Here is a 23,147-nt window from a genome sequence, read left to right as displayed (position 1 = left end):
CATGACACGAGCTGAGAGCTACGACTACGTGGTGGTCGGTGCCGGGTCCGCCGGGTGCGCCGTGGCCGCGCGACTGTCCGAAGACCCCGACGTCCGGGTGGCGCTGATCGAAGCGGGTCCCGCGGCGGCAGGCCGCCTGTTCGAGATCCCGGCGCTGTTCTCGCAGCAGCTGAAGACGATCTACGACTGGGACTTCGAGACCGAGCCGGAGCCCCGGCTCGGCGGCCGGCGCGCCTACCTGCCGCGCGGGCGGGCGATCGGCGGTACCAGCTCGATGAACACGATGCTCTACGTGCGCGGGCACCGCTACGACTACGACACGTGGGAACGGCTGGGCAACAAGGGCTGGTCCTACGACGACGTCCTCCCCTTCTTCAAGAAGTCGGAGGACAACCGGCGCGGGGCCGACGACTACCACGCCGTCGGCGGTCCGCTGACGGTCAGCGACCCGGTCGCCGTGCACCCGCTGCTGCGGAACTGGGTCGAGGCGGCCGAGAACGCGGGACACCGCGCGAACCCGGACTTCAACGGCGCCGACCAGGAAGGCGTCGGCTACTACCAGGTGACGCAGCGCCGGGGCCTGCGCTGCAGCAGCGCGGTCGCGTTCCTCGAACCCGCCGCGGAGCGCGCCAACCTGACCGTCCTGCCGTCCACTTTGGCCCTGCGCCTGCGATTCGACGGCGTGCGCGCCACCGGCGTCGAAGTGGACCACCTCGGGACCGTCCGGACGATCGGGGTCGAACGCGAGGTCGTCGTCTCGCTGGGCGCGTACAACTCGCCGCACTTCCTGCTGCAGTCGGGCGTCGGCCCGGCCGGCGAGCTGGCCGCGGCCGGCGTGCGCCCGCACCACGACCTGCCCGACGTCGGCCGCAACCTGCAGGACCACACGGGCTGCTTCATCAGCTTCGTCAGCAGCACGCCCCCGGTGCTCGGCCCGGACACGGCCGAGGAGGAGGACCGGCTGCGGGCCACGGGCACCGGCCCGATGGCGTGGACCGAGGTCGGCGGCTTCCTGTACTCGGGCGACGACCAGCCGGCGCCGGACATCCAGCTGCACGCGGCGCTGGGCATCGTCCGGGACCAGGGCCTGGCCGCACCGCTCGAGCCCGGCATGTCGTTCGGCCCGTACGTCGCCCGCCCGGAAAGCCGCGGTTCGGTGACGCTGCGGCACTCCCACCCGTACGCGAAGCCCCGCATCTTCCACAACTACCTCGCCGACCAGGGCGACCGGGAAAGGCTGCGCGAAGGCGTGCGCCTCTGCATGCGGATCGCCGGGCAACCCGGCTTCACCGACGTCCTCGACGGCGGGCTCGCCGAGGCCGCCCGCGCCGGCCTGGCCCCGGTGAGCGACCGCGACCAGGACATCGACGACTACATCCGCACGCAGTCGTTCTCGTTCTACCACCCGTCCGGCACCTGCATGATGGGCAAGGTGGTCGACGCCGAACTGCGCGTCCACGGCCTGGACAACGTCCGCGTCGCCGACACGTCGATCATGCCGACCCTGGTCACGGGCAACACCAACGCACCGGCGATCATGATCGGCGAACGAGCCGCGGCGTTCATCAAGGCGTCCTGAGGCCGATCGCCTGGCATCCGGCTCGGATGACCGACTTCGCCTTTCGGGCCGCGGCCGGCAGTGTCGTCGGCCGGCGGTACCCGGACAACTTCGACGTCGTGCACCTGACGGCGGACCCCCTGCTCGCGGTCGTGGCCGACGGCATGGGTGACGGGGAGGGCAGTCGCGCGGCCGGCCGGACCGCCGTCGACGTCTTCACCGACCGGATCCGCGCGGCCGGCACCCTCGACGCCTCGACGCTCCGGGCCGCCGTCGCCGAAGCCCAGGTGCAGGTCGGTGCGGCCGGGCGGCGGATCGGGCAGCTGACCGGCTGCACCCTGACCGCCCTGGCCGCGTCCTCCGCCGGGCTGTGGCTGGTGCAGATCGGCGACTCCCGCGGCTACCGCCTCCGGGACGGCCTGCTGGAGCAGCTGACCGTCGACCACACCATGGCGTGGCTCGGCGCCGTCAACGGCTGGTACGCCTTCGACTCACCCGAAGCCCACGCCGCCCGCTACCGGCTGACCCGGTACGTCGGCGACCACGCGCGCTCGGAACCGGACGTGCTGAACGTCGCCCCGCGCGCCGGCGATGTCTTCCTGCTGTGCAGCGACGGCGTCGCCGATCAGGTGCCCTACCCCCGGATCCGCGAGGTCCTGCAGCGGGCGGACGGCCCGGATCGGCAGGTGCACCGGCTGCTCGCCGACACCGAAGAGGCCGGCGGGAACGACAACTCCACCGCGGTGGTCGTCCACGTCACCCCGAACTGAGCGCGGGTCCTCCTCGGTCTGTCCGAAGAGGACCCGCGGCCGCTCAGCGGGGCAGGACGAGGTGCTCGGCGATGGTGTACAGCTCCGTCCGCGGACCGGGGCCCGCGACGGCGATCGGCGCGCCGTGGACGGCCTTGAGGATCCAGAGCGTGTGGTAGCCCTTCTCCTCCACGTAGCGGGTTTCGTGCCCCTGGACCCGCTCGCCCGCGGTGCCGCGCACCCGGTCGGCGTCGTCGCCGCGCACCTGGATCGGCGGCAGGGTGCTGCACGTGCCCACCGAGTAGCTCGTGCGCGCCCCGCCCGGGCCGTGGTCCTCGACCTCGAACGTGCACATCCGCCGGCCGTCGGGAAGCTTGCCGAGGCCGAACGCCGGGGCGACGGTGGTCGTGCCGGGGAAGGTGACGTTCTCCGCGACGCGGCGGCCCGCGTCGGTCAGCTGCTGCGCCGCCGCCGTGCTGCCCGGCTGCGCGGCCACGTTGACGTACAGCGAGCCGCCGGCGGGGTGGGTCAGGTACACCTCGTAGCCGCCCGGGCCGCCGGAGTTCGAGCTCTCCACCCCCGCCCGCCCGCCGATGGTGACGGGCCGGCCCGGACCGGACTTGAAGGCGGCGCTCCCGATCGGCATCGACCGCATTTCCTGCACGTCCACCAGCAGGACCTGGCGCCCGGACGTCACGGTCAGCAGGTACTCGCCGCCGTAGACCGGCTGATCGGGGTTCGCCGCGCTGCCCCCGATGTTGATCCGGCGCACGAGGTAGTCGGCCTTGCCCGGCGGCAGCCAGCCGAGCGAGTAGGGCATGGCGAGCTCGGCGATGCCGGGCTTGGCCGGCGCCTCGACGGCGGCCGGAGCGCCGCTCGGGCCGGCGCCCGTGGCCACCCGGTTGTCCGGCTCGGACCGGTTCAGCGCGACGACGGCGACCGCGCCCAGCGCGAGCAGGGCCACCCCGGCACCGGCCGCGAGCGGGCGGCTCACCACGGCGCGCCGGCGGTCGAGGCGCTCCCGCGTGGCCGCCAGGACCCGGTCGCTGTCGGGGACGTCGTGTTCGTGGGCGGCGAAGGTGTCCTTGATCAAGTTTTCGATCTCCATCAGCTCTCCTTGGCCTGGGCCATCCGGTCGAGGCTCAGGCCGTGTCTCAGGGTGGTCAGGGCCTTGCGGGAGTGGGCCCGCACGGTGGCCTGGGCGCAGCCGAGCAGGTCGGCGATGTCGGCGTCGGGGAGCTGCTCGTAGTACCGGAGCACGACGACCGCGCGCTGGCGCCGGGGCAACCGCGCCAGGCGCTGCCACATGTCCTCGCGTGCCGCGTGGTCCGACGCGAAGTCGTCCGGGCGCGCCTCGTCCGGCGGGTCGCCCACGGCGATCAGCCGGGCCGACCGGCTGCGCCGCCAGGACAGGTAGTCGTTGGTCACCATCCGCAGGACGTACCGGTCGGGGTGCTCGGCGTCACTGATCCGCGACCACCGCCGGTACACCTTGACCAGCACGTCCTGCACCAGGTCGGCGGCCTGCTCCCGCTCCCCGGCCAGCATCGTCGCGTAGCGCAGCAACCGCGGCAGGTGCGCCCGGACGAAGTCGTCGTAGTCAGCCATCACTACGAAGACTGCTCCCGCGCACGATCCGTGTACCGCCACGCCGAACTTTCCGCGTTTCGTCTGAACGAGGCATTCAGGTTCGGCGGCCCAGCGGATAAGATCACCCTGAGAGCGCTTCCAGAACCGGCCCCATCCCTTGCCTGTTCTCGGAGGAACGCAGATGCACACCACCCGCCGATCCCGGCCGGCCGCCGTCGCCGGTGTCCTGGCCGTTGCGGCCGCCGTCGTCACCGTCGGCGCGGTTCCCGCCGCCCGGGCCGCGACGGGCTGCCGGGTCGACTACGCGATCGCCGGCCAGTGGCAGGGCGGTTTCCGCGCGGACGTCGACGTCACGAACCTCGGCGACCCGGTCGCGAGCTGGCAGCTGACCTGGACGTTCACCGACGGCCAGCGCGTCTCCCAGCTCTGGAACGGCACCGTCACCCAGTCCGGCGACCGGGTGACCGTCGGCAACGCCGCCTGGAACGGCTCCCTCGGCACCGGCGCGAGCACCCGGCTCGGGTTCACCGGCTCGTGGACCTCCGCCAACCCGGTGCCCACCGGGTTCGCCGTCAACGGCACCCCGTGCAACGGTCCCGTCCCCCCGACGACGACCACGTCGCCACCGCCCGCGGACCCGCTGGCCGGGGCGTACACGGTGGGCCGGGTGAAGACCACGGCCGGTGCCGCGCAGTACACCTGGCCCGGCATCTCCTTCGAAGGCCGCTTCCGCGGCACCGGCGTCGACGTCCGGCTCAATGACGCCCAGAACGACTACGACATCCAGATCGACGGCACCACGGTCGCCACCCTGGTCACCCCGGGCCGCACCACGCGCCGGATCCGGGGATTGACCAACGCGGAACACAGCGTGCGGCTGGTCAAACGGACCGAAAGCCCGTGGGTCGCCGGCGAATTCGACGGTTTCGCCGCGGCACCCGGCGGTGAGATCCTCGCGAAACCCGCCGCCCGCACCCGGCAGATCGAGTTCATCGGCGACTCCCTGACCGCGGGCTACGGCGATCTCTCCACCACCCGCGACTGCTCGGCCAACGGCGGGATCGACCGCAACACGAACACCGACCTCAGCTACGGCGCCCTCACCGCCCACGGCCTGAACGCCGACTACCAGGTCAACGCGTACTCCGGCCGCGGCATGGTCCGCAACTACAACGGCGGCGACCCCGGCACCGACTTCCGCACCTACTACGACCGCACCCTGCAGAACGTTTCCGGCGACGTGTGGCACAACCCCGCCAGCTGGCGGCCGCAGCTGGTCGTGGTCGCCTTGGGCACCAACGACTTCAGCACGGCGCTGCACTCCGGCGAGCCGTGGACCGCCGACGGCCTGATCGCCGCGTACCAGAGCGCGTACCAGGGTTTCCTCGACAAGCTCCGCGCGCAGTACGGCACCGGCACGATCATCGTCGTCGGCGCGACGAACCTGTTCGCCACCCAGGCCCAGCAGGTCGTCACCGACCGCAACGCCCGCGGCGACAGCCGGGTCCGGTTCTGGAACTTCGACGACCCGCGCCTGGACCACCTCGGGTGCGACTGGCACTTCTCCGGCCACGACCACCGCATCATCTCCGGACTGCTCACCGACTACATCGCCACCCTCCCGCTCACGTGGTGAGCCGGCAACCGATCCTCCCGTTCAGGCGTGTACCTCCCGCATGCAGGGAACAAGGGAGGAACCGGCATGACCTTACGAAGATCGCTGACGTTGCTCGCCGTAGGACTCGCGTTGATTGTCACCGACAGTGCGATCGCGGTAGCCGAAACGCCTGGTCAACACCGTTCCGAAGTGACGTTGTCCGCGACGTCCTGGGGTTACGTCGACTCGGCGGCACCGACCACCACCTACTTCAAGCCGGGCGACCGCCTGCCGATCGGCACCTGGGACACCACACCGCACCGCCAGCGCTCGTATGTGGACTTCGACCTGAGCTCGTTGCGGGGCGCGCCGTTCACGACGGTGCTGCTGTCGGCCGGCGAGACGCACTACGTCGACTGCGACAGCCGCGCCACCGAGGTGTGGCGGACCTCCGCCTACACCCAGCAGTCGGCCTGGCAGAACCGCCCGGTGGAGCAGACCCGGGTGGCGTCCAGGGGTGGCGACGGCAGCTGCATCGACAACCACGCCACGTTCGACGTCACCTCCGCGGTGCGGGACGCGGTCGCCCACCAGGCGCGGCACCTCACGCTGGGCTTCCGCGTCGCCGAAGCCCACGAGGCGGACCCGGCGTTCTACCGGCTGATCGAAGCTCCGCCGACGCTGCGGGTCGTCAACAACGCGCCGCCCGCGAAGCCGGCCGACCTCCGCGCCAACGACGCACCCTGCGCCAAGAACGGCACCGGAACGCTCGCGAGCTGGCAGCTGAGGCTGAGTGCGAAGGTGTCCGACCCGAACGGCGACCTGACGTCCGGGCAATTCACGTGGTGGCCGGTGGCGAACCCGGCGCAGCGGCACACGGGTGCCGGGTGGGGCGACCCCGCCACGGCGTACCCGGACACCTCCGACCTCGCCGACGGCACCTACGCGTGGGAGGTGTACGCCCAGGACAGCTGGGGGGCGAAGTCGGCCACGGCGGGCCCGTGCCGGTTCACCGTCGACAACACGGACCCGAACGCGCCGGCCGTCGTCTCCACGACGTACCCGGCGGGCGCCGAGGGCGGCGGGATCGGTGTGGCGGGCGACTTCACCTTCTCCCCCAACGGGTCCACCGACGTCGCGAAGTACGACTACAACTTCGGCGGGACCACGCGGGAGATCGCCGCCGGCCGCGACGGCAAGGCCACCGTCAGCTTCACGCCGACGGCCAGCGGCTGGCAGTCGGTGGTCGTGCGGGCGTGGGACCGCGCGGGCAACCTCTCGCTGAGCACCTACTACACGTTCATCGTCAAGGAGACGCGGCCGACGGTCACGTCCGACCGCTACCCGCCGCAGGGCGGCCCGGACGGCGGCATCGGCGTGCCGGGCGTGTTCCGCTTCGCGCCGGGGATGCCGAACGTCGTGGCGTACGACTACCGGCTGGACGGCGGCGCGTCCGCCACGGTGGCGGCCGGCGAGGGCGGCGTCGCCGAGGTGACGATCACACCGGCCACCGGCGGTGACCACGTGCTGTTCGTGCGCAGCAGCGACGCCTCGGGCGCGAAGTCGCCGGAACGGGAGTACCGGTTCTTCGTCGATGCGTCCCCGGTGGTGAGCGGGCCGGAGAACGTCGACCTGGGTACCGCGGCCACGTACACGGCCGCCCCGAGACTGCCGAACGTCGTCGAGTACGACTACTGGTTCGCCAGTGCCGAGAGTACGAAGTGGACGGTCAAGGCGAAGGCCGGCGGAACCGCCGCGCTGCCGGTCGAGTTCACCTCGGCCGACCAGACCCTGCTGCGCGTCCAGGCCCGCGACGCGTCCGGTGGGCTGTCTCCGGTGGCGGAAAAACGGCTGTCGCTCAACACCTGGCGGCCGGAGATCGGCCACCAGGGCGACATCGGGACGGAGGGCCGGGCCGCCACGTTCACCTTCACCACCCCGATGCCGAACGCCGTGACGTTCGAGTACTGGCTCGCGGCGGACCCGGCGACCAGGTGGACCGTGCCGGTCGGCGGCACCACCGCGACGGTGACCTACACCCCGCCGAAGATCGGCGACTACGAGATGCTGGTCCGCGCGAGGAACGCGGCGGGCGTGTGGTCGTCGACGGACAACATCACGTGGACGGTGACGAACGGCCCGACGGTGACCTCGAAGGAGTTCCAGCCGAACGCCCGGGTGTTCCCCGGCACCTTCGCGTTCGAAGCCCGCCAGCCGGGCGCGGTGACGTTCGAGTACTCGTTCGACTGGGGTCCGTTCCAGCAGCTGGCCGCCGACAACGGGCACGCCGTGCTGCCGTGGGCTCCCCCGCTCCCCCCGGACGGCTGGGCCTCCCACACCCTGCGGGTGCGCACGGTGACGGCCGGCCAGGTGTCCTCGCAGGAGAGCACGTACTACTTCAGCGTCTTGAGCGCGCCGTACGTGTCGTCTCGGGAATACCCGGAGGGCGTGTGGTCGGGCGGTGCCGGTGTGCCGGGGACGTTCACCTTCACGCCGGGCATGCCGGGCATCGTTTCGTACACGTACTCCATCCGGGACGACCGGGGCGTGGAGACCGCCGAGGCCACCGTGCCGGCGGACGCTTCGGGTACGGGGACGATGACGTGGACCCCACCCGAGCGAGGCACCTACGCGGTGTTCGTCCGAGGCAACACAGCGGACGGCGGCAGGTCGGGTGGCATCGGGTATTCGGTGTACGTCCACTGACCGAGTGAGCCTGCGGCCCTGCTCCCACCGGGGAGTGGGGCCGCAGGCTCGACCGCGGCCGGGCTCAGCCGTGCACCAGGCTGCGTGAGCGCATCGCGTTCGCCACCATGGCCACGCCCTCCTCGGTGAACAGGGACTCCGGGTGGAACTGGACGCCTTCGATCGGGAACTCGCGGTGGCGGACGCCCATCACCTCGCCCGCCGGCGACCAGGCCGTGACCTCCAGGCCGGCCGGCAGCGACGCCGGGTCGATCACCAGGGAGTGATAGCGGGCCACGGTCAGCGGGGTGCGCAGGCCCGCGAACACCCCGCGGCCATCGTGGGTCAAAGGTGTGCACTTGCCGTGCATCGGCTCGGCCGCGTGGATGATCCGGGCCCCGAACGCCGCGCCGATCGCCTGGTGGCCCAGGCACACTCCGAGGATCGGCACGCGCCCGGCGAGGCCGCGGACCAGGTCCACCGAAATGCCCGCGTCCGCCGGGTCGCCGGGGCCGGGTGAGATCAGCACCAGGTCCGGCTCGAGCGCGGCGACGTCGGCCACCGAGATCTCGTCGTTGCGGTGGACCTCGCACTCCGCGCCGAGGTTTCCCAGGTACTGCACCAGGTTGTAGACGAACGAGTCGTAGTTGTCGAGCACGCAGATCATGCCGCCGCCCCTTCCACCGTCACCCCGAGGGCCCGGGCGCCGGACCCGAGCTTCGCGAGGCATTCCGCGTACTCCTCGGCGGGGTCGGAGTCGTGGACGATGCCGCCGCCGGCCTGCAGCCGGACCTCGCCGTCGCACCACACCATGCTGCGGATCGTCAGGTAGAGGTCCACGTGGGACACCCCGAACGAGCCGACCGCACCCGAATACAGCCAGCGCCGGGCCGGCTCCAGGGCCTCGATGAGCTCCATCGCGCGCACCTTCGGCGTGCCGGTCATGGTGCCCGCCGGGAACGTCGCCCGGATCAGCTCGGCGGTGCCGCGCCCCTCCGACGGCTCGCCCCGGACGTCCGACGTCAGGTGCATGACGTGCGAGTACCGCTCGACGGCCAGCAGCCGCTCCACCGACACGCTGCCGGGGCGGCAGACCCGGCCGAGGTCGTTGCGGGCCAGGTCGACCAGCATCCGGTGCTCGGCCAGCTCCTTCACCGACGAACGCAGGTCGTCCTCGGCGAGCCGGTCGGCGTGGCCGTCGCGGCCCCGCGGCCGGGTGCCGGCCAGCGGGCGGATCAGCGCCCGGCCGCCCGAGAGCGTCAGGCACGGCTCCGGAGACGCGCCGACGGCCTCGAACCTCGGACCGCCGTACCAGAAGTGGTACGGCGACGGGTTGATCTCCGTAAGTCTTTTGTAGACAGTCAGCCCATCCATTGTGGCCGGTGCGGTCCAGGCGTTGGACAGCACCAGCTGGAAGACGTCGCCGTCGAGGATGTGCCGCTGTGCGCGCCGCACGGCGTCGATGTACTCGTCGTAGCCGAAGCCGAACGTCCCGGCGCCGACCGCGACCGCCCCGAGCGGGGCCACGACGAGCCGGTCGAGCGTGCGGGCGACGAGTTCGGCCGCCTTGCGCGCGGCCGCCGGTGTCGTGCCGCGGCCGATCACCCGCCCCTCGGTGACCAGCACCTCGGGCAGGAAGAACTCGTACACCGGACGCCCGCCCGACGGGTGGCGGTCGGGCAGCCGCTCGAAGTCGCGCGCGGCGTCGTAGGCCAGGAAGCCGTACCAGGCCGCCTCGGCGTCGGCGGTGTCCGGCGGCAGGTCCAGCCCGGCCAGCAGCTCCACCGCCGCGGTGAGCGGGGCGGGCCCGTCACCGCCGGGGTGCGACAGGACGGCCAGCTCGCCCGCGGCCAGCACCGCGTCCCGGCCGCCCGGCCCGGCGGTGAGCATGACGCGCCCCGCCGGACGCAACGCCGCCGCGGCCGCCACCGGGTCGACCGGAGACACCAGCCGGACGACGTGGCGGTGCAGCCGGGCTCCGGGCGACAGCGCGGACGTGATCATCGCGCGCCCGCCGGCACCCGGAACTGCGTCCGCTCGTGGGCGCCGACGGGCTTGCCCATGGCGTAGCGGAACGCCGCGAGCTGGATCGCCCGCGGTGGGCAGCCTTCGACGAAGATGCCCAGGTCCCGGCTTTCGTACAGGCAGTTGCCGACGAGCACCACTTCCCCGCGCAACGGCGGCACCTCGACCTGGGGCCCGGAAATGACCGTCAGCTCCCCGTCCCACTCGCACAGCTCCCCGGCCAGCGCTTTCATCGCCCCGGCGACGAACCGGCTGCACGCCGGGCAGGCGTTCTCGGCGTAGACGTGGATCCCCTCGCGCGGCACGACGATCTCGACCGGCGCCTTCACCATGTCGAACGCCAGGTCCTCGAGCGGGGTCCCGAGCAGCTCGATGTCGTCCAGGGAAACCGGCCCCATCCCCCGCTCGTGCGCGTCCCGCAGGTACGCGACGCTGTCCGGGTCGAAGCCGGCCAGCGTGCCGACGGCGACGTCGAGCGCGACGGCGTTGCGGCTCGCGGCCAGGAACCCGGCCTCGCGGGCCCGCCCGTCCATCGGGTAGTTGCCCTCGATCACCGTGGTCCCGTCGCACACCACCAGGTCCTGCGGGCGCATCAGATTCAGGTCCACGGTGGACTCGTCGACCCCCGCCATGTGCACGATCCGGGTCGTGTACCCGGGCAGCAACCCGACCAGGTTCTTCATCGCGTTCGAGTAGACGACGCTCGCGTGCGTGCGCAGCTGCGGGACGCCGATGAAGTAGTCGCAGTCCAGGATCAGCTCGGGCACGGCGATCGGCACCCGCAGCGACGTCGCCTCCGGGATGCCGGTGATGCGCAGCGGCAGGTCGTCGAAGCTGACGACCCGGGCGTACTTCGCGGCCTCGTGGTCGCCCAGGATTTCGTAGATGGCGTGGGTGCGCTCGGCGATCACCGGATGCGCCCCGTGCTCGGCGACCACGCGGGCGATCGCGGCCAGCAGCGCCGGCCGCACGTGGAACCCGGGTGCCGTCTGGAACAGGTTCGGCTTGATCAGCACCTCCGCGCCGGCCGGCAGCCCGGACAGCGGGCCGCCGAGCAGGTCCAGGAGCCGGTCCAGGCCGGCCGGCACGTCGGCGTCGGCACCGACGGCCGTGAGGGCGACCGCCTCAGTCATCGGTGTCCTCCACCGCGATGACCCGCGCCGGCGCGGCCTCGGCGCCCGCCACCTTGGTCGGCAGCGCGATCAGCTGCACGACCGGCCGGGTCAGCTCGTGCAGGTTGGTCACGTACTCCAGCAGCGGGATGCCGGCGGCGAGCAGCGCGTGGTGCACCGGGGACTCCGCGTCGCCGGGCCGCTCGGTGAGGCAGTCGAACCCGATGAGGCAGGCGCCGTTGTCGATGGCCCACCGCGCCGCCGAGGGCGTCAGGTAGGGCGGGCGGTCCCAGTAGTCGGGGCGGCCCCAGTTGTGCCGCAGGTAGTCGGTGCGGATGAGCAGCCGGTCGCCGGGATGCCACACGGCCCGCAGCGTCTTTTCGAGGTCTTCGCCGGTCACTTCGTCGAGTTCGCCCTTGAAGGACAGGTCGGCGACGCAGGCCCGGCCGATCAGCGTCTCGAGGGGCACCTCGTCGATGCCTTCGGTGCCGGGGAAGAAGTGCAGCTTGTACTCCATGTGCGTGCCGTTGTGCGGGAACACGTGCAGGTAGGAGAACGTGCGCTTGGTGCCGTACGGGTCGGTCTCCGGCGTCATCGAACGTTCGCTGACGAACTTCGGGAACCAGTCGGCGGGGTAGGACGGCATTCCGTCGTAGAAGCCGTGCGTGAGGTCGACGAATCGGGGCACCGGGATTCTCCTTGCTCAGCAGGTGACGAGACAGGTGTTGCGGACGTCGGGGTTGTTGATCATCGTGATGACCGTGGTGCCGCCGGGCGGGATGGCGCGCACGCCGCCGCCGGACAGCCCCGTCGGCGTCATGAACGCCGCCCACAGCGCGTACCACTCGGAGCGCTCGCCGGTGCCGGGGTCGATCACCGCCTCCAGGTTGGGCCGCACGATCTCCTGGACCAGCGAGCCGGTCCGCGAACCGGCTTCGAGCGTTTCCCGCCAGGTCGCCGCGTCGACCTCCGGGCCGATCACGACGCCCTGGCCGCCGTACAGGCCGGTCGGCTTGAACACCAGCCGGTCCTGTCGCTCGAGGCACTCCTCGATGCGCCCGGCGTCGGGACCGGCGCCGGGGCGGCCGAGCATCCGGCTCCACGGCAGCACGCGCTCGATCGCCGCCCGCTCGGCCGGCTCGAAGGTGCCGGCGAACTCCGACAGCATGGCGAGGGTGCCCTTGTTGCTGAACACGTTCGTCGGGGTCCAGACGACGACCCGGCCGTTCTCGTGCGCGCGGAACACCGGTTCCAGCAGCGCGTCGCAGTCCGGGTGCGCCAGCATCTCCTCGAGGCCGTAGTAGCGCAGGATGACGTCGACCGCGGTGCCGTCGAGGTAGGGCTTGCCGGAGCGGAACGCCAGGTCGCCGATCTCGCCGACGCGGCACTCGACGCCGTTCTCCGCCAGCAGCTCCGCGATGGCCCGGCGCTGGTGGCCGTAGGTCGTCATCCCGCCGGGGCCTTCGACGATCGCGACCACCGGCTCGCCGGCGCCGATCGGCTTGCCCGCGGTGCGCAGTGCAGCGGCGAGGTCGGAGCCCATGTCCAGGAACCCGAGGCCGTGCTCGGCGGCGAACTCGGCGACCGCCGGGACCCGCAGGTACGCCTTGGGCAGCGTGCCCACCATGTCCAGGCCGCCGAGCGCGCTGCCGATGTTGTACTCCAGCAGCTTGAACGCCGTGCCGTCGTAGTAGACGTCGGCGCGGCCGTAGAGCGGCGGCGGTCCTTCGCCGAGCAGCCGGGTCATCAGCGCGGCGTGCCGGTCGTCGATGCCGAGCGCCCGGCGGAACCGGTCGAAGTCGCCGTCGAACAGCCGCCGCGGCAAGGCGCAGACGAGCTCGTAGACCGTGACGAGGTCCCGGCCGAACGCGCGGTACTCCGCCTCGTCGACGACGACCGGCCGCGGCAGCAACCGGGGCCAGGAAAGCCGTTTGGTCTCCGACAGCTCCAGGTTCTCCCGGGCGTGGCGCAAGGGGCTCGCTGGGTCCGCGCACGCGTCGAGGTAGGCCTTGGTGATCCGATCGGACCGTGCCGACATGGTTACCTTCCAGGGGGTTCAGGCGGAGACCGGGACGGGCGTCGCGCGGCGGGCCAGGATCACGCGGTACTGGAGGATGATCACGACGCCGAAGAGCAGGTAGATCCCGGCCATACCCTGCGTGCTGACGATCGCGCTCAGGCTGATCAGGATCGAGTTGACGATCTGGCCGAACCGGATGTGCAGGTAGTACGCGGCCAGGTACCGCGGCCGGCCGTCGTCCGGGGCCAGCTCGGCCAGCAGGGCCTGCTGCACCGGCAGGTTCATCAGCTCCCCGGCGGTCAGCACGACGACGGCGACGAGCAGCAGCCACGCGTCGTCGGTGACGGCGAGGACCGCGAACCCGCCCGCGTACAGCGTGATGCCCGCGTACAGGCGCGCGCGGTCCGGCATCCGCTTGAGCAGCGTGTTGACCACCAGCGCGAACGCGACGACCAGGACGGTGTTGACCGCCTTGAGCACGCCGAGCATCTCCACGCCGGTGACTTCGCCGAACGGGAACACCGGCTGCACCGGGAAGTCCGTCGCCAGCCGGATCCCGATCGCCGTGCTCAGCTGCCCTTCGAGGGTCAGGATCAGCGTGGCGGCGATGATCAGCCGGCGGAACGTCGCATCGGCCAGCACCACCCGGTAGCCCTGGACGAACTGGGCGACCCCGGTGAGCTTGGTGGCCGGCCGGGGCGTCTCCGGCTTGGTCTCCGCCACGAGCGTGACGGTCACGGTGAGGGCGAACGCCATGCCGATCGCGCCGCCGAGGATCACCGCGCCGAAGTGGGTGCTGTACAGGAAGGCACCGAGCAGCGCCCCGGTGCCGAGCGCGAGGTTGATGACCCAGTAGTTGACCGTGTAGACGAACTTGCGCTCCTCCGGGGGCGTCACGTCGATGATCGTCGCGTCGTTGGCGGGCAGCGCGAGGTTCGTCCCGAACTTCACGACGGCGTAGCTGAAGTAGACGGCGAGCGCGCCCCAGCCGGCGTAGTAGGCGACCGCCATCAGCGCGAGGAACCCGGTGCCGACGACGTCCCCGATCACGAGCACGGGACGGCGTCCCCAGCGTTCGGACAGGTGCCCGCCGGCGAGCATGCCGACCACCGCGAACGCGGCGAACACCAGGATCAGCGCGCCGGCGACCGCGACGCCGACGTGCGCGGCGAGGTAGATCGCGATGAAGGTGAGGATCATCGCGTCGATCAGCTTGTGCACGAACGCGAGGCCGATCCGGACCCGGACGTTGCGGTGCAGGGCGAAGAAGGCCCTCATCGGACTTCCACTTCGATCAGGGCGCGGACGTGGTCCGCGCGGGCTTGGGCCTCCGCCGCGTTCGCGGAGCCGGTGAGGATGACGAACCCGTGGCGGGTCTTCGAGCTGACCGTCTCCGGCAGGACGTCACCGGGCGCGAACGGGAAGCTCAGGGTGTCCACGTAGTCCAGGGCGCGGGCGGCGTCGAGCCCGGTCACCGACCGCAGGACTCCCGGGGGGAAGGAGAAGTACGCGATGTGCCCGACCGGGCCGTTCGGCTCCGGCAGGGACGTCCGCCCGGCGAGCGCGGCGAACATCGCGCGCTTGACGTCGAAGCCGCGCGCGTGCCCGATGAGGTCCGGGATCTTGTCGCCGCCCAGCCGGGCCTGCGATTCCACGATCCGCGGGCCGTCCGCGGTGCGGATCACCTCGGTGTGCGCCGGTCCGCACTGGTAGCCGACGGCGTCGAGCAGCTCGACCGCGAGCGCGGCGACGGCCCGCGTCTGCGCCGTCTCCGGTTCGCCGAAGAGGTGCCCGCGTTCGACGAAGTGCGGCAGCGGGCCGAGCAGCTTGCGCGTCACGCCGAGGACGTGGTGCTCGCCGCGCACGGTCATCGTCTCGACGCTGAACTCGGGTCCGCGCAGGTACTCCTCGACCAGCAGCGGCCCGGAGCAGGCCAGCGCGGCCAGCTCGTCGCCCCACCCGGGCAGCTCGGCGGGGTCGGTGAGCAGCCGCGTCCCGCGGCTGGCCGACAGCGCGGCCGGCTTCACCACGACCGGCAGCGTGAAGCGCGCCAGCAGGCGTTCGACGTCCTGCCAGCGGTCCGCGACGGCGAACCGGACGGTCGAGATGCCCTTGTCGCGCAACAGGGTGCGCATGGCGAGCTTGTCGTTGAGCAGGAACACCGACCGCGGTGCGTTGACCGCCACGCCGAGTTCGTCGGCGACCTCGTAGGCGAGCTGCATGCTCTCCTCGCTGCCGACGTGCCAGACGTGCCGGGCACCGGTGTCCCGGACGGCCGCGCGGATCGCTTCGGCGTAGGCCGCGCGGTCGGTGAAGTCGACCAGCCACAGGCTCTCGGCCAGGCTCTCGACCTCCTTCAGGTACCCGGGAGCGTCCGCGCCGAACAGCCGTGCGGCCTCGGCCGGGTCCCAGATGGCGGTGATCCGGAAGCCCTCCGCCCGCGCCTTGCCGAGGTACGCCTTATAGGGCATGACCATCACGAGGTTCGGCATGTCTGCTCCTGTCCGGGCTCGGAGTGGTCCAGCCTCGCCGACGCGGCCATCAGCGCACCATCGGCGGCGCATCGGCACGGGTGGCGACCACGATCTGCTGGGCGGCCGCTTCGGCGATCCGGCCCGCCAGGTAGGCGTCACCGGCCGTCGCCAGGACGTGCCCGACCCGGTCTTCGTTGACCCGCAACGGATCCACCCGCGCACCGGGCCCCACCGACACGACGGCCTCGCGGACCCCGGGCAGCGCGGCAGCGATGGCCCGGCCGGTCACCTCCGTCACGACGCCGGGATCGGCGGTGAGGTAACGGATCGCCGCGCCACTCTGCGGCTCGGTCACGACGTCGCCGACGGACTCGCCGAGGTACTGGCGGATCAGCAGCTCCATCGTGGACCACCCGAAGCTGTGGTCCATCAGCTCGGTGATCCGGTCGCCCGCCGGGCGCGGGTTGATCTCGACGAGCTTCGGGCCCGCGCCGGTGTACTTGATCTCGACGTGCGCGATGCCCAGGTCGAAGCCGACGGCCGTGGTCGCGGCCACGGCGGCCGACGCCAGCTCGCGCCGGACCGGGTCCGGCAGCGCCGTCGGGAAGCTGTGCCCGAGCTCGATGAACCGGTTGCGCCCGCCGAGGATCTTGTCGGTCACCCCGAGCACGCGGACGGTCCCGCCCTCGGCCAGGACCTCCACGCTGACCTCGAACCCGACGAGGCATTCCTCGACGAGCACCTCGGGTGAGCGGGCCTGACCGCGGCGGTTGGTCGCCGCCGAGCGGATCGCCGTGAACGTTCCGGTGACCTCGTCGGGCGTGGTGCAGCGGACGACGTGCGCGCCGCTGGTCTCGTCCACGGCTTTGACCACGCACGGCAGCCCGATCTCTCCGGCGGCGCGGACGGCGTCTCGGGCGGTGGTGACGACGCGGAACTCCGGGACGGGCACCCCGCGCTCGGCCCACCGCCGCCGTTGCGCGGCCTTGTCCCGCGCGATCCGGACGGCGGCCGGGTCGGGGCCGGGCAGGCCGAGCTGCCGGGCCGCGTCGGCGGCCGGGATGACCTCGTACTCGGCTACCGAGAGCAGCGCGTCGAGCGGCTTCGCGGCGTCGACCGCTTTCACCGCCTCCAGCAGCGGTTCCAGCTCGTGGGTCGGGCAGGCCACGACCTCGTCGACGCACGTTTCGAGCACTTCGGTGCCGCCCGGTGTCGCGTGGTAGCGGTCCAGGCCGCAGCTGAAGAAGGTGACGTGCAGCCCCAGCCGGCGGGCCGCCCGCAGGGCGTCGAAGCCGGACCCGGACCGGTTCGACTCGACGAACCCGATGCGTCTCATGGCCGTTCCCTCATTCGTAGTCCAGGCCCGGCGTCCGGGCGCGCTTCAGCTCGAAGAAGTGCGGGTTGCGGGAGAGCGCGACCACGCCGTCGAACAGGTCGACGGCGTCCTGCCCGCGCGGGATGGCGTTGAGCACGGGCCCGAAGAAGCCGGTGCCGTCGACGTGGATGGCCGGCGTGCCGAGATCGGCGCCGACCGGGGCGAGCGCCTCGGCGTGGCTCTTGCGCAGGGCTTCGTCGTACTCGGTGCTCTCCATCGCGTCGATGAGCCCGGCCGGCAGGCCGGCCTCGGCCAGCGCCTGCGCGACGACGTCGGCGAAGTCCTTGTTCTTTCCCTTGTGGATCCGGGTGCCCAGCGCGGTGTAGAGGTCGCGCAGCACCTCCTCGCCGTGCTGCCGGGCGGCGGCGACGCAGACCCGGACCGGGCCCCACGAGCGGTCGCAGAACTCGCGGTACCACGGCTCGAGCTCGCGGTCTTCGTTGAGCACGCCGAGGCTCATCACCCGGAACCGCAGGGTGAGGTCGCGGTGCTGCTCCACCTCGAGGATCCACCGCGAGGTGATCCAGGCGAACGGGCAGGCCGGGTCGAAGTAGAAGTCGATCTTCACGAGGTCCTCTCCAGCGGGTGCAGCCAGCCGAATTCGTCCGGGGTTTCGCCGTACTGGATGTCCAGCAGGGTGTTCAGGAGGCGGCGGGTGACCGGGCCCGTGGTGCCGTCGCCGACGGCCCACTCGCCCTCCGGCGTGACCGCGTGCCCGACCGGAGTCAGCGCGCGGGCGGTGCCGCACGCGAACGTCTCGGTGATGCGCCCGTCGCGGCAGCCGCGTTCCCAGTCTTCGAGCGTGACCGGCTCTTCGGCGACGGCGTACCCGAGCCGCCCGGCCAGCCGCAGGGCCGAGTCGCGGGTCACGCCGGCCAGCAGCGTCCCGCTCAGCGGCGGCGTCACGAGCCTTTCGCCTTCGACGAAGAACAGGTTGGAGCCGCCCACTTCCTCGACGTACCGGCGTTCGCGCGCGTCCAGCCAGGCGACCTGGTGGCAGCCGTGCGCCGCGGCCTCCCGCTGCGCCAGGTAGGACCCGCCGTAGTTGCCGCCGCACTTGATCGTGCCGGTGCCGCCGTCGGCCGCGCGGACGTACTCCGGGGACGCCCACAGCCGGATCGGCGCCGGTTCCGCCGACGCGGGCCGGGCGGGGCTGCCGATCACCGCGAACAGGTACTCCTCGGCGGGCCGGTTCGACAGGTGCGTCTCGCTGGCGATCAGGAACGGCCGCAGGTAGAAGCTGTGCCCCCGCGTCCGCGGCACCCAGTCGCCGTCCACGCTCAGCAGCGCCTCCACGGCCGCGAGGAAGTCCGCCTCCGGCAGCTCGGGCATGGCCATCCGGCGGGCCGAGCGCGCGAACCGGGCCGCGTGGTCGCGCGGCCGGAAGAGGACGTGCTTCCCGTCCGGCCGCCAGAACGCCTTCAGCCCCTCGAAGATCGTCTGTCCGTAGTGGAACGCCATGGTGGCCGGGTGCAACGAGAACGCGGCGAGGGGCCGGCTCGTGGCCTCGTGCCACCCGCGGCCGGTGGTCCACCGGGCGGTGACCATGTGGTCGGAGTAGAGCGAGCCGAAGCCCGGCATGCGCAGGAGTTCTTCGCGCTGCTCGGCGGGCATCGGGTCCCGCCGCTCGCGGGCGAAGTCCAGGGTCGTCATCGTCGCTCCTCGCGTTCGAAACGGGCCAGGGCCCGGTCGGCCAGCGGGCCGGAAAGTCCGGTGTAGCCCGCCGGGTCCAGCAGGCCGGGGGAAACGTCGAGCAGGCCGGCCAGTTCCGCGCCGGTGCGCTCGGCTTCGGCGGTGGCCTCGGTCAGCAGGCGCTTGGCCGCGGCCTTGCCCAGCTTCGGGGCCAGGACGGCGGTGACGCGTTCGGAGACGATCGCGCCCCGGGTCAGCCGCAGGTTCGCCGCCATCGCCTCGGGGTGCACCCGCAGCGTCTCGGCCAGCCGGACGCCGTTCGCGGTGGCCCCGGCGGCGATCCGCAGGGCGTCCCGCAGCGGCTGCCACTCCGCGTGCCAGCCGCCCGAGGACCGTTCGTCCTCGGCCGTCATCGATTGGAAGAGGACCACGGCGAGCGGCGGCAGCTGCCGGGCCGCGGTCGCCACCAGCGTCGCGAACACCGGGTTGTGCTTCTGCGGCATCGCCGAGGACGCCCCTCGCCCGGGCGCGCGCTCCTCGGTGACCTCGCCGATCTCGGTACGCGCCAGCACGAGGACGTCCGCGGCGATCTTGCCGAGCGCGCCCGTGGTGACCAGCAGCGCCGAAGCGACGTCGGCGATCGGCGTGCGGATGCCGTGCCAGGGCAGGACTTGCGGGGCCAAGCCGAGCTTCTCCGCCACGCGGTCGGGCAGCTCCAGCGAGCCCGGCCCGTATTCCTCGTACGCGGCGAGGGTCCCGGCCGCGCCGCCGAGCGAGACCGGCAGGTCCGCGCGCGCCCGGCGCACCCGCTCGACGGCGTCGAGGACGAGGTGCAGCCAGGTCGCCGCCTTGAGCCCGAACGTGACCGGCACGGCGTGCTGGGTCAGGGTGCGCCCGGCCATCGGCGTGTCCCGGTGCGCGCGGACGTGCCCGGCCAGGGTCCCGGCGGTGGCCAGCAGGTCCCGCTCGACGCGGTCCAGGGTGCCCGCGCAGAGCAGCATCAAGGCCGTGTCGAGGACGTCCTGGCTGGTGCTGCCGCGGTGGACGTACTCGGCGGCGGCCGGGTCGACCGCGGCGGTGAGCCCGGCGACGAACGCGACCACCGGGTTCGCCGTCTCGCGCACCCCCGCGGCGATGGCCTGCGGGTCGAGGTCGGTCACGGCCACGGCCCGGATGGCCTTCGCCGCGGTCCCGGGGATCGCCCCCAGCTCGGCTTGGGCTTCGGCGAGGGCGGCCTCGACGTCGAGCATCGCGGTCAGCAGCGCGTGGTCGTCGACGAGCGCGCCGGCGCCGGTCGCGGCCCACGCGGGAGCGAGCAGGTCACTCATGCGGTCCTCCCCAGGTCGTCGTGTTCCACCGCGAGCCCCAGGCACGACCGCGCGATGGCATCGGAGTCGCCGAGGATCACCGAGTTGACACCCGGCCGGATGCCCGCCGCGGTCACCCAGTGCACGGCCTCGGTCGGGACGCCGAACGCGAACCGCCGCGGGTGGGGCCGGCCCTCCGCGTCCACCACGTGGTACGGCCGCCGCGTGACGGCCAGCCCGCCCGTCTCGAACTCGCCGAGGCGGTACGGGCCGCACTCCCCGCGGGCGAGCAGCGTCCGCAGCAGCGGGTCCGTCGTGCGCCGCAGGTCGGTGTCCGGCAGGCGCGCCTCGATCAGCGACTTCGCGCGGACGACGACGTCGGGGCACGCGGCGGACCACGCGACGAACCGGCCGCCGGTGCCGTCGATCCGCAGGTCCGGGCCGAGCACCTCGAGCACGCCCGCGTCCAGCAGCGCGCCGAACTGCTCGACGCGTTCGGCGGGCGGCCCGATCGACAGGTACGCGTTGAGCGGCATGTACCAGCGCCGCAGGTCGTCGCGGTAGGAGGCGCCGGAGATCCCGCCGTGGTCGACGGCCAGCCGGATCTCGTTGCGCAGGTCGCGCAGCACGTCCGTGGCCGCCTTGAGCGGGCCGGTCACATTGCCCCTGTGCGCCTCGGCCAGCTCGGTGTCCACATAGGACCGCAGCCAGGTGCGGAAGGTCGCCGTCGAGGCGAGGTCGGCGTCGGAGTACGGCGCCGCAACGTGCCGCCAGTCCCAGCTCCGGTCGAGCCCGAACTTGGCCAGCACGATCCGCTGGGCCTCGCTTTCCCGCACCGCCAGCGGATCCGCGGGCACCTCCGCGGGACCGGCCGCCGCGAACGCTTCGGTGAACTCCTCGGCGTCGCACTCGCACCCCCGCTCCCGCACGAGGGCGGCGTAGAAGACCGTGCGGACCTCCTGGTCGATCAGCGGCCAGACGTCCCGGCGGAAGTCGGCGCCGTCCCGCAGCCGCTCGATCACGGCGGGGGTGAGGAACCGCGGTTCGTGCCGTCCGGACGCGCCCTTCTCGTTGCGGGCGCGGGCCTGGTACGGGACCCCGCGCCGCGATCCGGCGACCAGCCGCGGTTCCCGGCCGGACGGCACGTACGCCAGCGCGCCGCCCGGCTCGCGGGTGAACCGGCCGCCGCGCCCGAGCGTGAGCAGGGCCAGGTGGTCGAAGAAGTTCAGGCCCATCCCGCGCAGGAGCACCGGCTCCCCCGCGGGCACGTCGTCCGCCGGCGCGTCGGCCGGGTTGCCCGGCCCGAAGTAGCGCAGGCCGTGACGCCCGGCGTACCGGCTCAGCTCCGCTTCGGCCGGGGTGAGCTCGTGCGGCTGGTGCCCGAGCGCGAGCACGACGGCGGCCAGGCCGGCGAGGACCGTGCCGTCGTCCAGCACGACGTCCTGGCGGCCGGCGCCGCCGTCCCGGACGTCGACCGCCCGCGCCTGGTGGGCCGCGAACCGCACCGACGGCGGTGCGGTCCGGGTGATCCGCCGCCGCGTCCAGCGCAGATAGCTGCCGTAGAACGCCCGCGACGGGTAGTCGTCCGGGCCGAGCACCTCGGCTTCGGCCCGGACGGCGTCCGGCACGTCCGGGCTGCCGAGCAGGGCGATCGAACGCGCCCACTCGTACAGGCTGGGACCGCGCACGACCGGGCCCGCGCAGTCGACCGTCTCGTCGACGAACATGGTCACCTGGCCGGCGACGGTGTTCATCAACAGCAGGCGGTCCTGCGTGCTGCGCCACACCTGGCCGCCGTCGGCCAGCCGCGGGTCGACGAGGTGCACCACCAGCCGGTGGCCGGGCGGCACGAGCGAGCCGGCGTTGGCGCTCAGCCGTTCCGCGACCGACAACCCGCGCGGGCCGAGCCCGACCACCGCGATCTCCGACGTCTCCCCGAACACTGTCTCCCACTCCCGGTGATTTGGTCAGCGTCTCTGCAGGCTCCGGCCGAGCCCGGCCGCGACGTCGCCGAGGCGGGTCATCAGCCCGGCGAACTGCTCCGGCCGCAGCGCCTGCTTGGCGTCGCACAGGGCCTCTTCCGGCCGGACGTGGACGTCGATCAGCAGCGCGTCCGCCCCGGCCGCGACGGCCGCGAGCGACAGCGGCTCGACCAGTTCCGGCCGGCCGCCCGAGTGGCTCGGGTCCACGATGACCGGCAGGTGGGTGCGCTGCTTCCACAGCGCCACCGCCGTCAGGTCGAGCGTGAACCGCGACGACGGCTCGAACGTGCGGATGCCGCGCTCGCACAGCACGACCTGGTCGTTGCCTTCGAGCAGCAGGTACTCCCCGGCGGCGAGGGTCTCTTCGACGGTGCAGCCGAACCCGCGCTTGAGCACCACCGGCAGGCCGCTCTGGCCCACCGCGCTCAGCAGCGCGAAGTTCTGCATGTTGCGCGCGCCGATCTGGAAGCCGTCCACCACCTCGGCCAGCCGTTTGACGTGTTCGGAGTCGACGACCTCGGTGACGAACGGCAGTCCCGTCTTCGCCCTCGCTTCGGTGAGCAGCTCCAGGCCGGTGAACCCGAGGCCCTGGAACGAGTGCGGCGACGTCCGCGGCTTGAAGACCCCGCCGCGCAGGCCGACGGCACCGTGTTCGGCGACGAGCTCCGCCGTGGCGAGCATCTGCTCCGGCGTCTCGACGGCGCACGGGCCGGCGATCACCGCGACCGAGCCGTCCCCGATCGTGGCCGGGCCGAGGGAGACCGCGGTGCCCGCCGGGCGGATCTCCCGGCGGCCCAGCCACGCCTCGCCGCCGCGCGGCACGCGCCGGGTCGGCGGCGGCAGGTCCGGCGCCGCGGCGAGCAGCCCGTCACCGTCCACTCCGGACACCGGCAGGACGTGCCCGGCGCCGAGCCGGTACAGCTGCGTGGGCACGCCCGCGGACTCCAGGTACCGCAGCCAGACGCCGACCCCGGCGGGGGTCACGGTCTCATCGAACACGAGCAGGAAGTCTTGGTCGGTCACGGCGATCGTCTCTTCTCG

At 72.7% G+C, this 23,147-nt stretch carries 19 protein-coding genes; 4 read left to right on the top strand and 15 right to left on the bottom strand.

Features of this window, described 5'->3' with window-relative positions:
- The first annotated feature begins 1 nt into the window (after position 1).
- Positions 2-1,579: a GMC family oxidoreductase gene (locus ACWEVN_RS00265; protein WP_452049648.1), complete on the top strand. Its 1,578-nt coding sequence runs from the start codon at positions 2-4 to the stop codon at positions 1,577-1,579.
- Between the two features lie 26 nt (positions 1,580-1,605).
- Positions 1,606-2,328 carry a PP2C family protein-serine/threonine phosphatase gene (locus tag ACWEVN_RS00260; protein ID WP_452049647.1) on the top strand — a complete coding sequence of 241 codons (723 nt, stop codon included), beginning with the start codon at positions 1,606-1,608 and terminating at the stop codon, positions 2,326-2,328.
- Positions 2,329-2,371: 43 nt separating this feature from the next.
- On the opposite strand, the gene ACWEVN_RS00255 is transcribed toward ACWEVN_RS00260, so the two are convergent.
- Together ACWEVN_RS00255 and ACWEVN_RS00250 are read right to left on the bottom strand one after the other, a co-directional pair.
- Positions 2,372-3,415 carry a hypothetical protein gene (locus ACWEVN_RS00255; RefSeq protein WP_452049646.1) on the bottom strand — a complete coding sequence of 348 codons (1,044 nt, stop codon included), beginning with the start codon at positions 3,413-3,415 and terminating at the stop codon, positions 2,372-2,374.
- The gene (locus ACWEVN_RS00250) at positions 3,415-3,915 is read right to left on the bottom strand and encodes a SigE family RNA polymerase sigma factor (RefSeq protein ID WP_452049645.1); all 501 of its coding nucleotides are present in this window, start codon (positions 3,913-3,915) and stop codon (positions 3,415-3,417) included. Before ACWEVN_RS00250 ends, ACWEVN_RS00255 begins: the two co-directional genes overlap by 1 nt.
- 163 nt (positions 3,916-4,078) lie before the next feature.
- Between ACWEVN_RS00250 and ACWEVN_RS00245 the strand changes: the two genes are divergently transcribed.
- On the top strand, positions 4,079-5,533 hold the full coding sequence (locus ACWEVN_RS00245) for a cellulose binding domain-containing protein (protein WP_452049644.1): 1,455 nt from the start codon (positions 4,079-4,081) through the stop codon (positions 5,531-5,533).
- A gap of 171 nt (positions 5,534-5,704) precedes the next feature.
- Positions 5,705-8,200, top strand: coding sequence for a DNRLRE domain-containing protein (locus ACWEVN_RS00240; RefSeq protein WP_452049643.1), 2,496 nt, complete (start codon positions 5,705-5,707; stop codon positions 8,198-8,200).
- A 64-nt stretch (positions 8,201-8,264) separates the two neighbouring features.
- Here the strand turns inward: ACWEVN_RS00240 and ACWEVN_RS00235 are convergent, their stop codons facing one another.
- Genes ACWEVN_RS00235 through aroF form a run of 13 tightly spaced genes read right to left on the bottom strand, consistent with a single transcriptional unit; the run spans position 8,265 to position 23,129 of the window.
- Positions 8,265-8,846, bottom strand: coding sequence for an anthranilate synthase component II (locus tag ACWEVN_RS00235; protein WP_452049642.1), 582 nt, complete (start codon positions 8,844-8,846; stop codon positions 8,265-8,267).
- Positions 8,843-10,183 (bottom strand): anthranilate synthase component I family protein, encoded by a 1,341-nt coding sequence (locus ACWEVN_RS00230; RefSeq protein WP_452049641.1) that lies wholly within the window; start codon positions 10,181-10,183, stop codon positions 8,843-8,845. The genes ACWEVN_RS00235 and ACWEVN_RS00230 overlap by 4 nt, the downstream gene beginning before the upstream one ends.
- Positions 10,180-11,337 carry a DUF362 domain-containing protein gene (locus tag ACWEVN_RS00225; protein ID WP_452049640.1) on the bottom strand — a complete coding sequence of 386 codons (1,158 nt, stop codon included), beginning with the start codon at positions 11,335-11,337 and terminating at the stop codon, positions 10,180-10,182. Before ACWEVN_RS00225 ends, ACWEVN_RS00230 begins: the two co-directional genes overlap by 4 nt.
- Positions 11,330-12,004: a cyclase family protein gene (locus ACWEVN_RS00220; protein ID WP_452049639.1), complete on the bottom strand. Its 675-nt coding sequence runs from the start codon at positions 12,002-12,004 to the stop codon at positions 11,330-11,332. The genes ACWEVN_RS00225 and ACWEVN_RS00220 overlap by 8 nt, the downstream gene beginning before the upstream one ends.
- A gap of 15 nt (positions 12,005-12,019) precedes the next feature.
- Positions 12,020-13,354 (bottom strand): hypothetical protein, encoded by a 1,335-nt coding sequence (locus ACWEVN_RS00215; protein WP_452049638.1) that lies wholly within the window; start codon positions 13,352-13,354, stop codon positions 12,020-12,022.
- Positions 13,355-13,372: 18 nt separating this feature from the next.
- Positions 13,373-14,614, bottom strand: a complete 1,242-nt coding sequence (locus ACWEVN_RS00210) for an MFS transporter (RefSeq protein ID WP_452049637.1) — start codon at positions 14,612-14,614, stop codon at positions 13,373-13,375.
- A complete protein-coding gene (locus ACWEVN_RS00205) occupies positions 14,611-15,828 on the bottom strand; it encodes an ATP-grasp domain-containing protein (RefSeq protein WP_452049636.1) in 1,218 nt (405 codons plus the stop codon). The genes ACWEVN_RS00210 and ACWEVN_RS00205 overlap by 4 nt, the downstream gene beginning before the upstream one ends.
- A gap of 49 nt (positions 15,829-15,877) precedes the next feature.
- Positions 15,878-17,146, bottom strand: a complete 1,269-nt coding sequence (locus tag ACWEVN_RS00200; RefSeq protein WP_452049635.1) for an ATP-grasp domain-containing protein — start codon at positions 17,144-17,146, stop codon at positions 15,878-15,880.
- A gap of 10 nt (positions 17,147-17,156) precedes the next feature.
- Complete coding sequence (locus ACWEVN_RS00195; RefSeq protein WP_452049724.1) at positions 17,157-17,780, bottom strand: mycothiol-dependent nitroreductase Rv2466c family protein; 624 nt, start codon at positions 17,778-17,780, stop codon at positions 17,157-17,159.
- Positions 17,750-18,838, bottom strand: coding sequence for a branched-chain amino acid aminotransferase (locus ACWEVN_RS00190; RefSeq protein ID WP_452049634.1), 1,089 nt, complete (start codon positions 18,836-18,838; stop codon positions 17,750-17,752). The genes ACWEVN_RS00195 and ACWEVN_RS00190 overlap by 31 nt, the downstream gene beginning before the upstream one ends.
- Positions 18,835-20,145, bottom strand: coding sequence for a class-II fumarase/aspartase family protein (locus ACWEVN_RS00185; protein WP_452049633.1), 1,311 nt, complete (start codon positions 20,143-20,145; stop codon positions 18,835-18,837). Before ACWEVN_RS00185 ends, ACWEVN_RS00190 begins: the two co-directional genes overlap by 4 nt.
- A complete protein-coding gene (locus ACWEVN_RS00180; protein ID WP_452049632.1) occupies positions 20,142-22,067 on the bottom strand; it encodes an FAD/NAD(P)-binding protein in 1,926 nt (641 codons plus the stop codon). The genes ACWEVN_RS00185 and ACWEVN_RS00180 overlap by 4 nt, the downstream gene beginning before the upstream one ends.
- 24 nt (positions 22,068-22,091) lie before the next feature.
- A complete protein-coding gene (gene aroF / locus ACWEVN_RS00175) occupies positions 22,092-23,129 on the bottom strand; it encodes a 3-deoxy-7-phosphoheptulonate synthase (RefSeq protein ID WP_452049631.1) in 1,038 nt (345 codons plus the stop codon).
- Between the last annotated feature and the right edge of the window lie 18 nt (positions 23,130-23,147).

It is taken from the genome of Amycolatopsis sp. NPDC003861, from assembly GCF_053605405.1.
Note: the sequence above shows the minus strand (reverse complement) of the source record. Positions and strands in the feature narration are given on the sequence as shown.

What these genes read in the sequence shown, in the direction of transcription:
- ACWEVN_RS00265 (WP_452049648.1), top strand. Translation starts at nt 2, where the DNA reads ATGACACGAGCTGAGAGCTACGACTACGTGGTGGTCGGTGCCGGGTCC.
- ACWEVN_RS00260 (WP_452049647.1), top strand. Translation starts at nt 1,606, where the DNA reads ATGACCGACTTCGCCTTTCGGGCCGCGGCCGGCAGTGTCGTCGGCCGG.
- ACWEVN_RS00255 (WP_452049646.1), bottom strand. Translation starts at nt 3,415, where the DNA reads ATGGAGATCGAAAACTTGATCAAGGACACCTTCGCCGCCCACGAACAC.
- ACWEVN_RS00250 (WP_452049645.1), bottom strand. Translation starts at nt 3,915, where the DNA reads ATGGCTGACTACGACGACTTCGTCCGGGCGCACCTGCCGCGGTTGCTG.
- ACWEVN_RS00245 (WP_452049644.1), top strand. Translation starts at nt 4,079, where the DNA reads ATGCACACCACCCGCCGATCCCGGCCGGCCGCCGTCGCCGGTGTCCTG.
- ACWEVN_RS00235 (WP_452049642.1), bottom strand. Translation starts at nt 8,846, where the DNA reads ATGATCTGCGTGCTCGACAACTACGACTCGTTCGTCTACAACCTGGTG.
- ACWEVN_RS00230 (WP_452049641.1), bottom strand. Translation starts at nt 10,183, where the DNA reads ATGATCACGTCCGCGCTGTCGCCCGGAGCCCGGCTGCACCGCCACGTC.
- ACWEVN_RS00225 (WP_452049640.1), bottom strand. Translation starts at nt 11,337, where the DNA reads ATGACTGAGGCGGTCGCCCTCACGGCCGTCGGTGCCGACGCCGACGTG.
- ACWEVN_RS00215 (WP_452049638.1), bottom strand. Translation starts at nt 13,354, where the DNA reads ATGTCGGCACGGTCCGATCGGATCACCAAGGCCTACCTCGACGCGTGC.
- ACWEVN_RS00210 (WP_452049637.1), bottom strand. Translation starts at nt 14,614, where the DNA reads ATGAGGGCCTTCTTCGCCCTGCACCGCAACGTCCGGGTCCGGATCGGC.
- ACWEVN_RS00205 (WP_452049636.1), bottom strand. Translation starts at nt 15,828, where the DNA reads ATGCCGAACCTCGTGATGGTCATGCCCTATAAGGCGTACCTCGGCAAG.
- ACWEVN_RS00200 (WP_452049635.1), bottom strand. Translation starts at nt 17,146, where the DNA reads ATGAGACGCATCGGGTTCGTCGAGTCGAACCGGTCCGGGTCCGGCTTC.
- ACWEVN_RS00190 (WP_452049634.1), bottom strand. Translation starts at nt 18,838, where the DNA reads ATGACGACCCTGGACTTCGCCCGCGAGCGGCGGGACCCGATGCCCGCC.
- ACWEVN_RS00185 (WP_452049633.1), bottom strand. Translation starts at nt 20,145, where the DNA reads ATGAGTGACCTGCTCGCTCCCGCGTGGGCCGCGACCGGCGCCGGCGCG.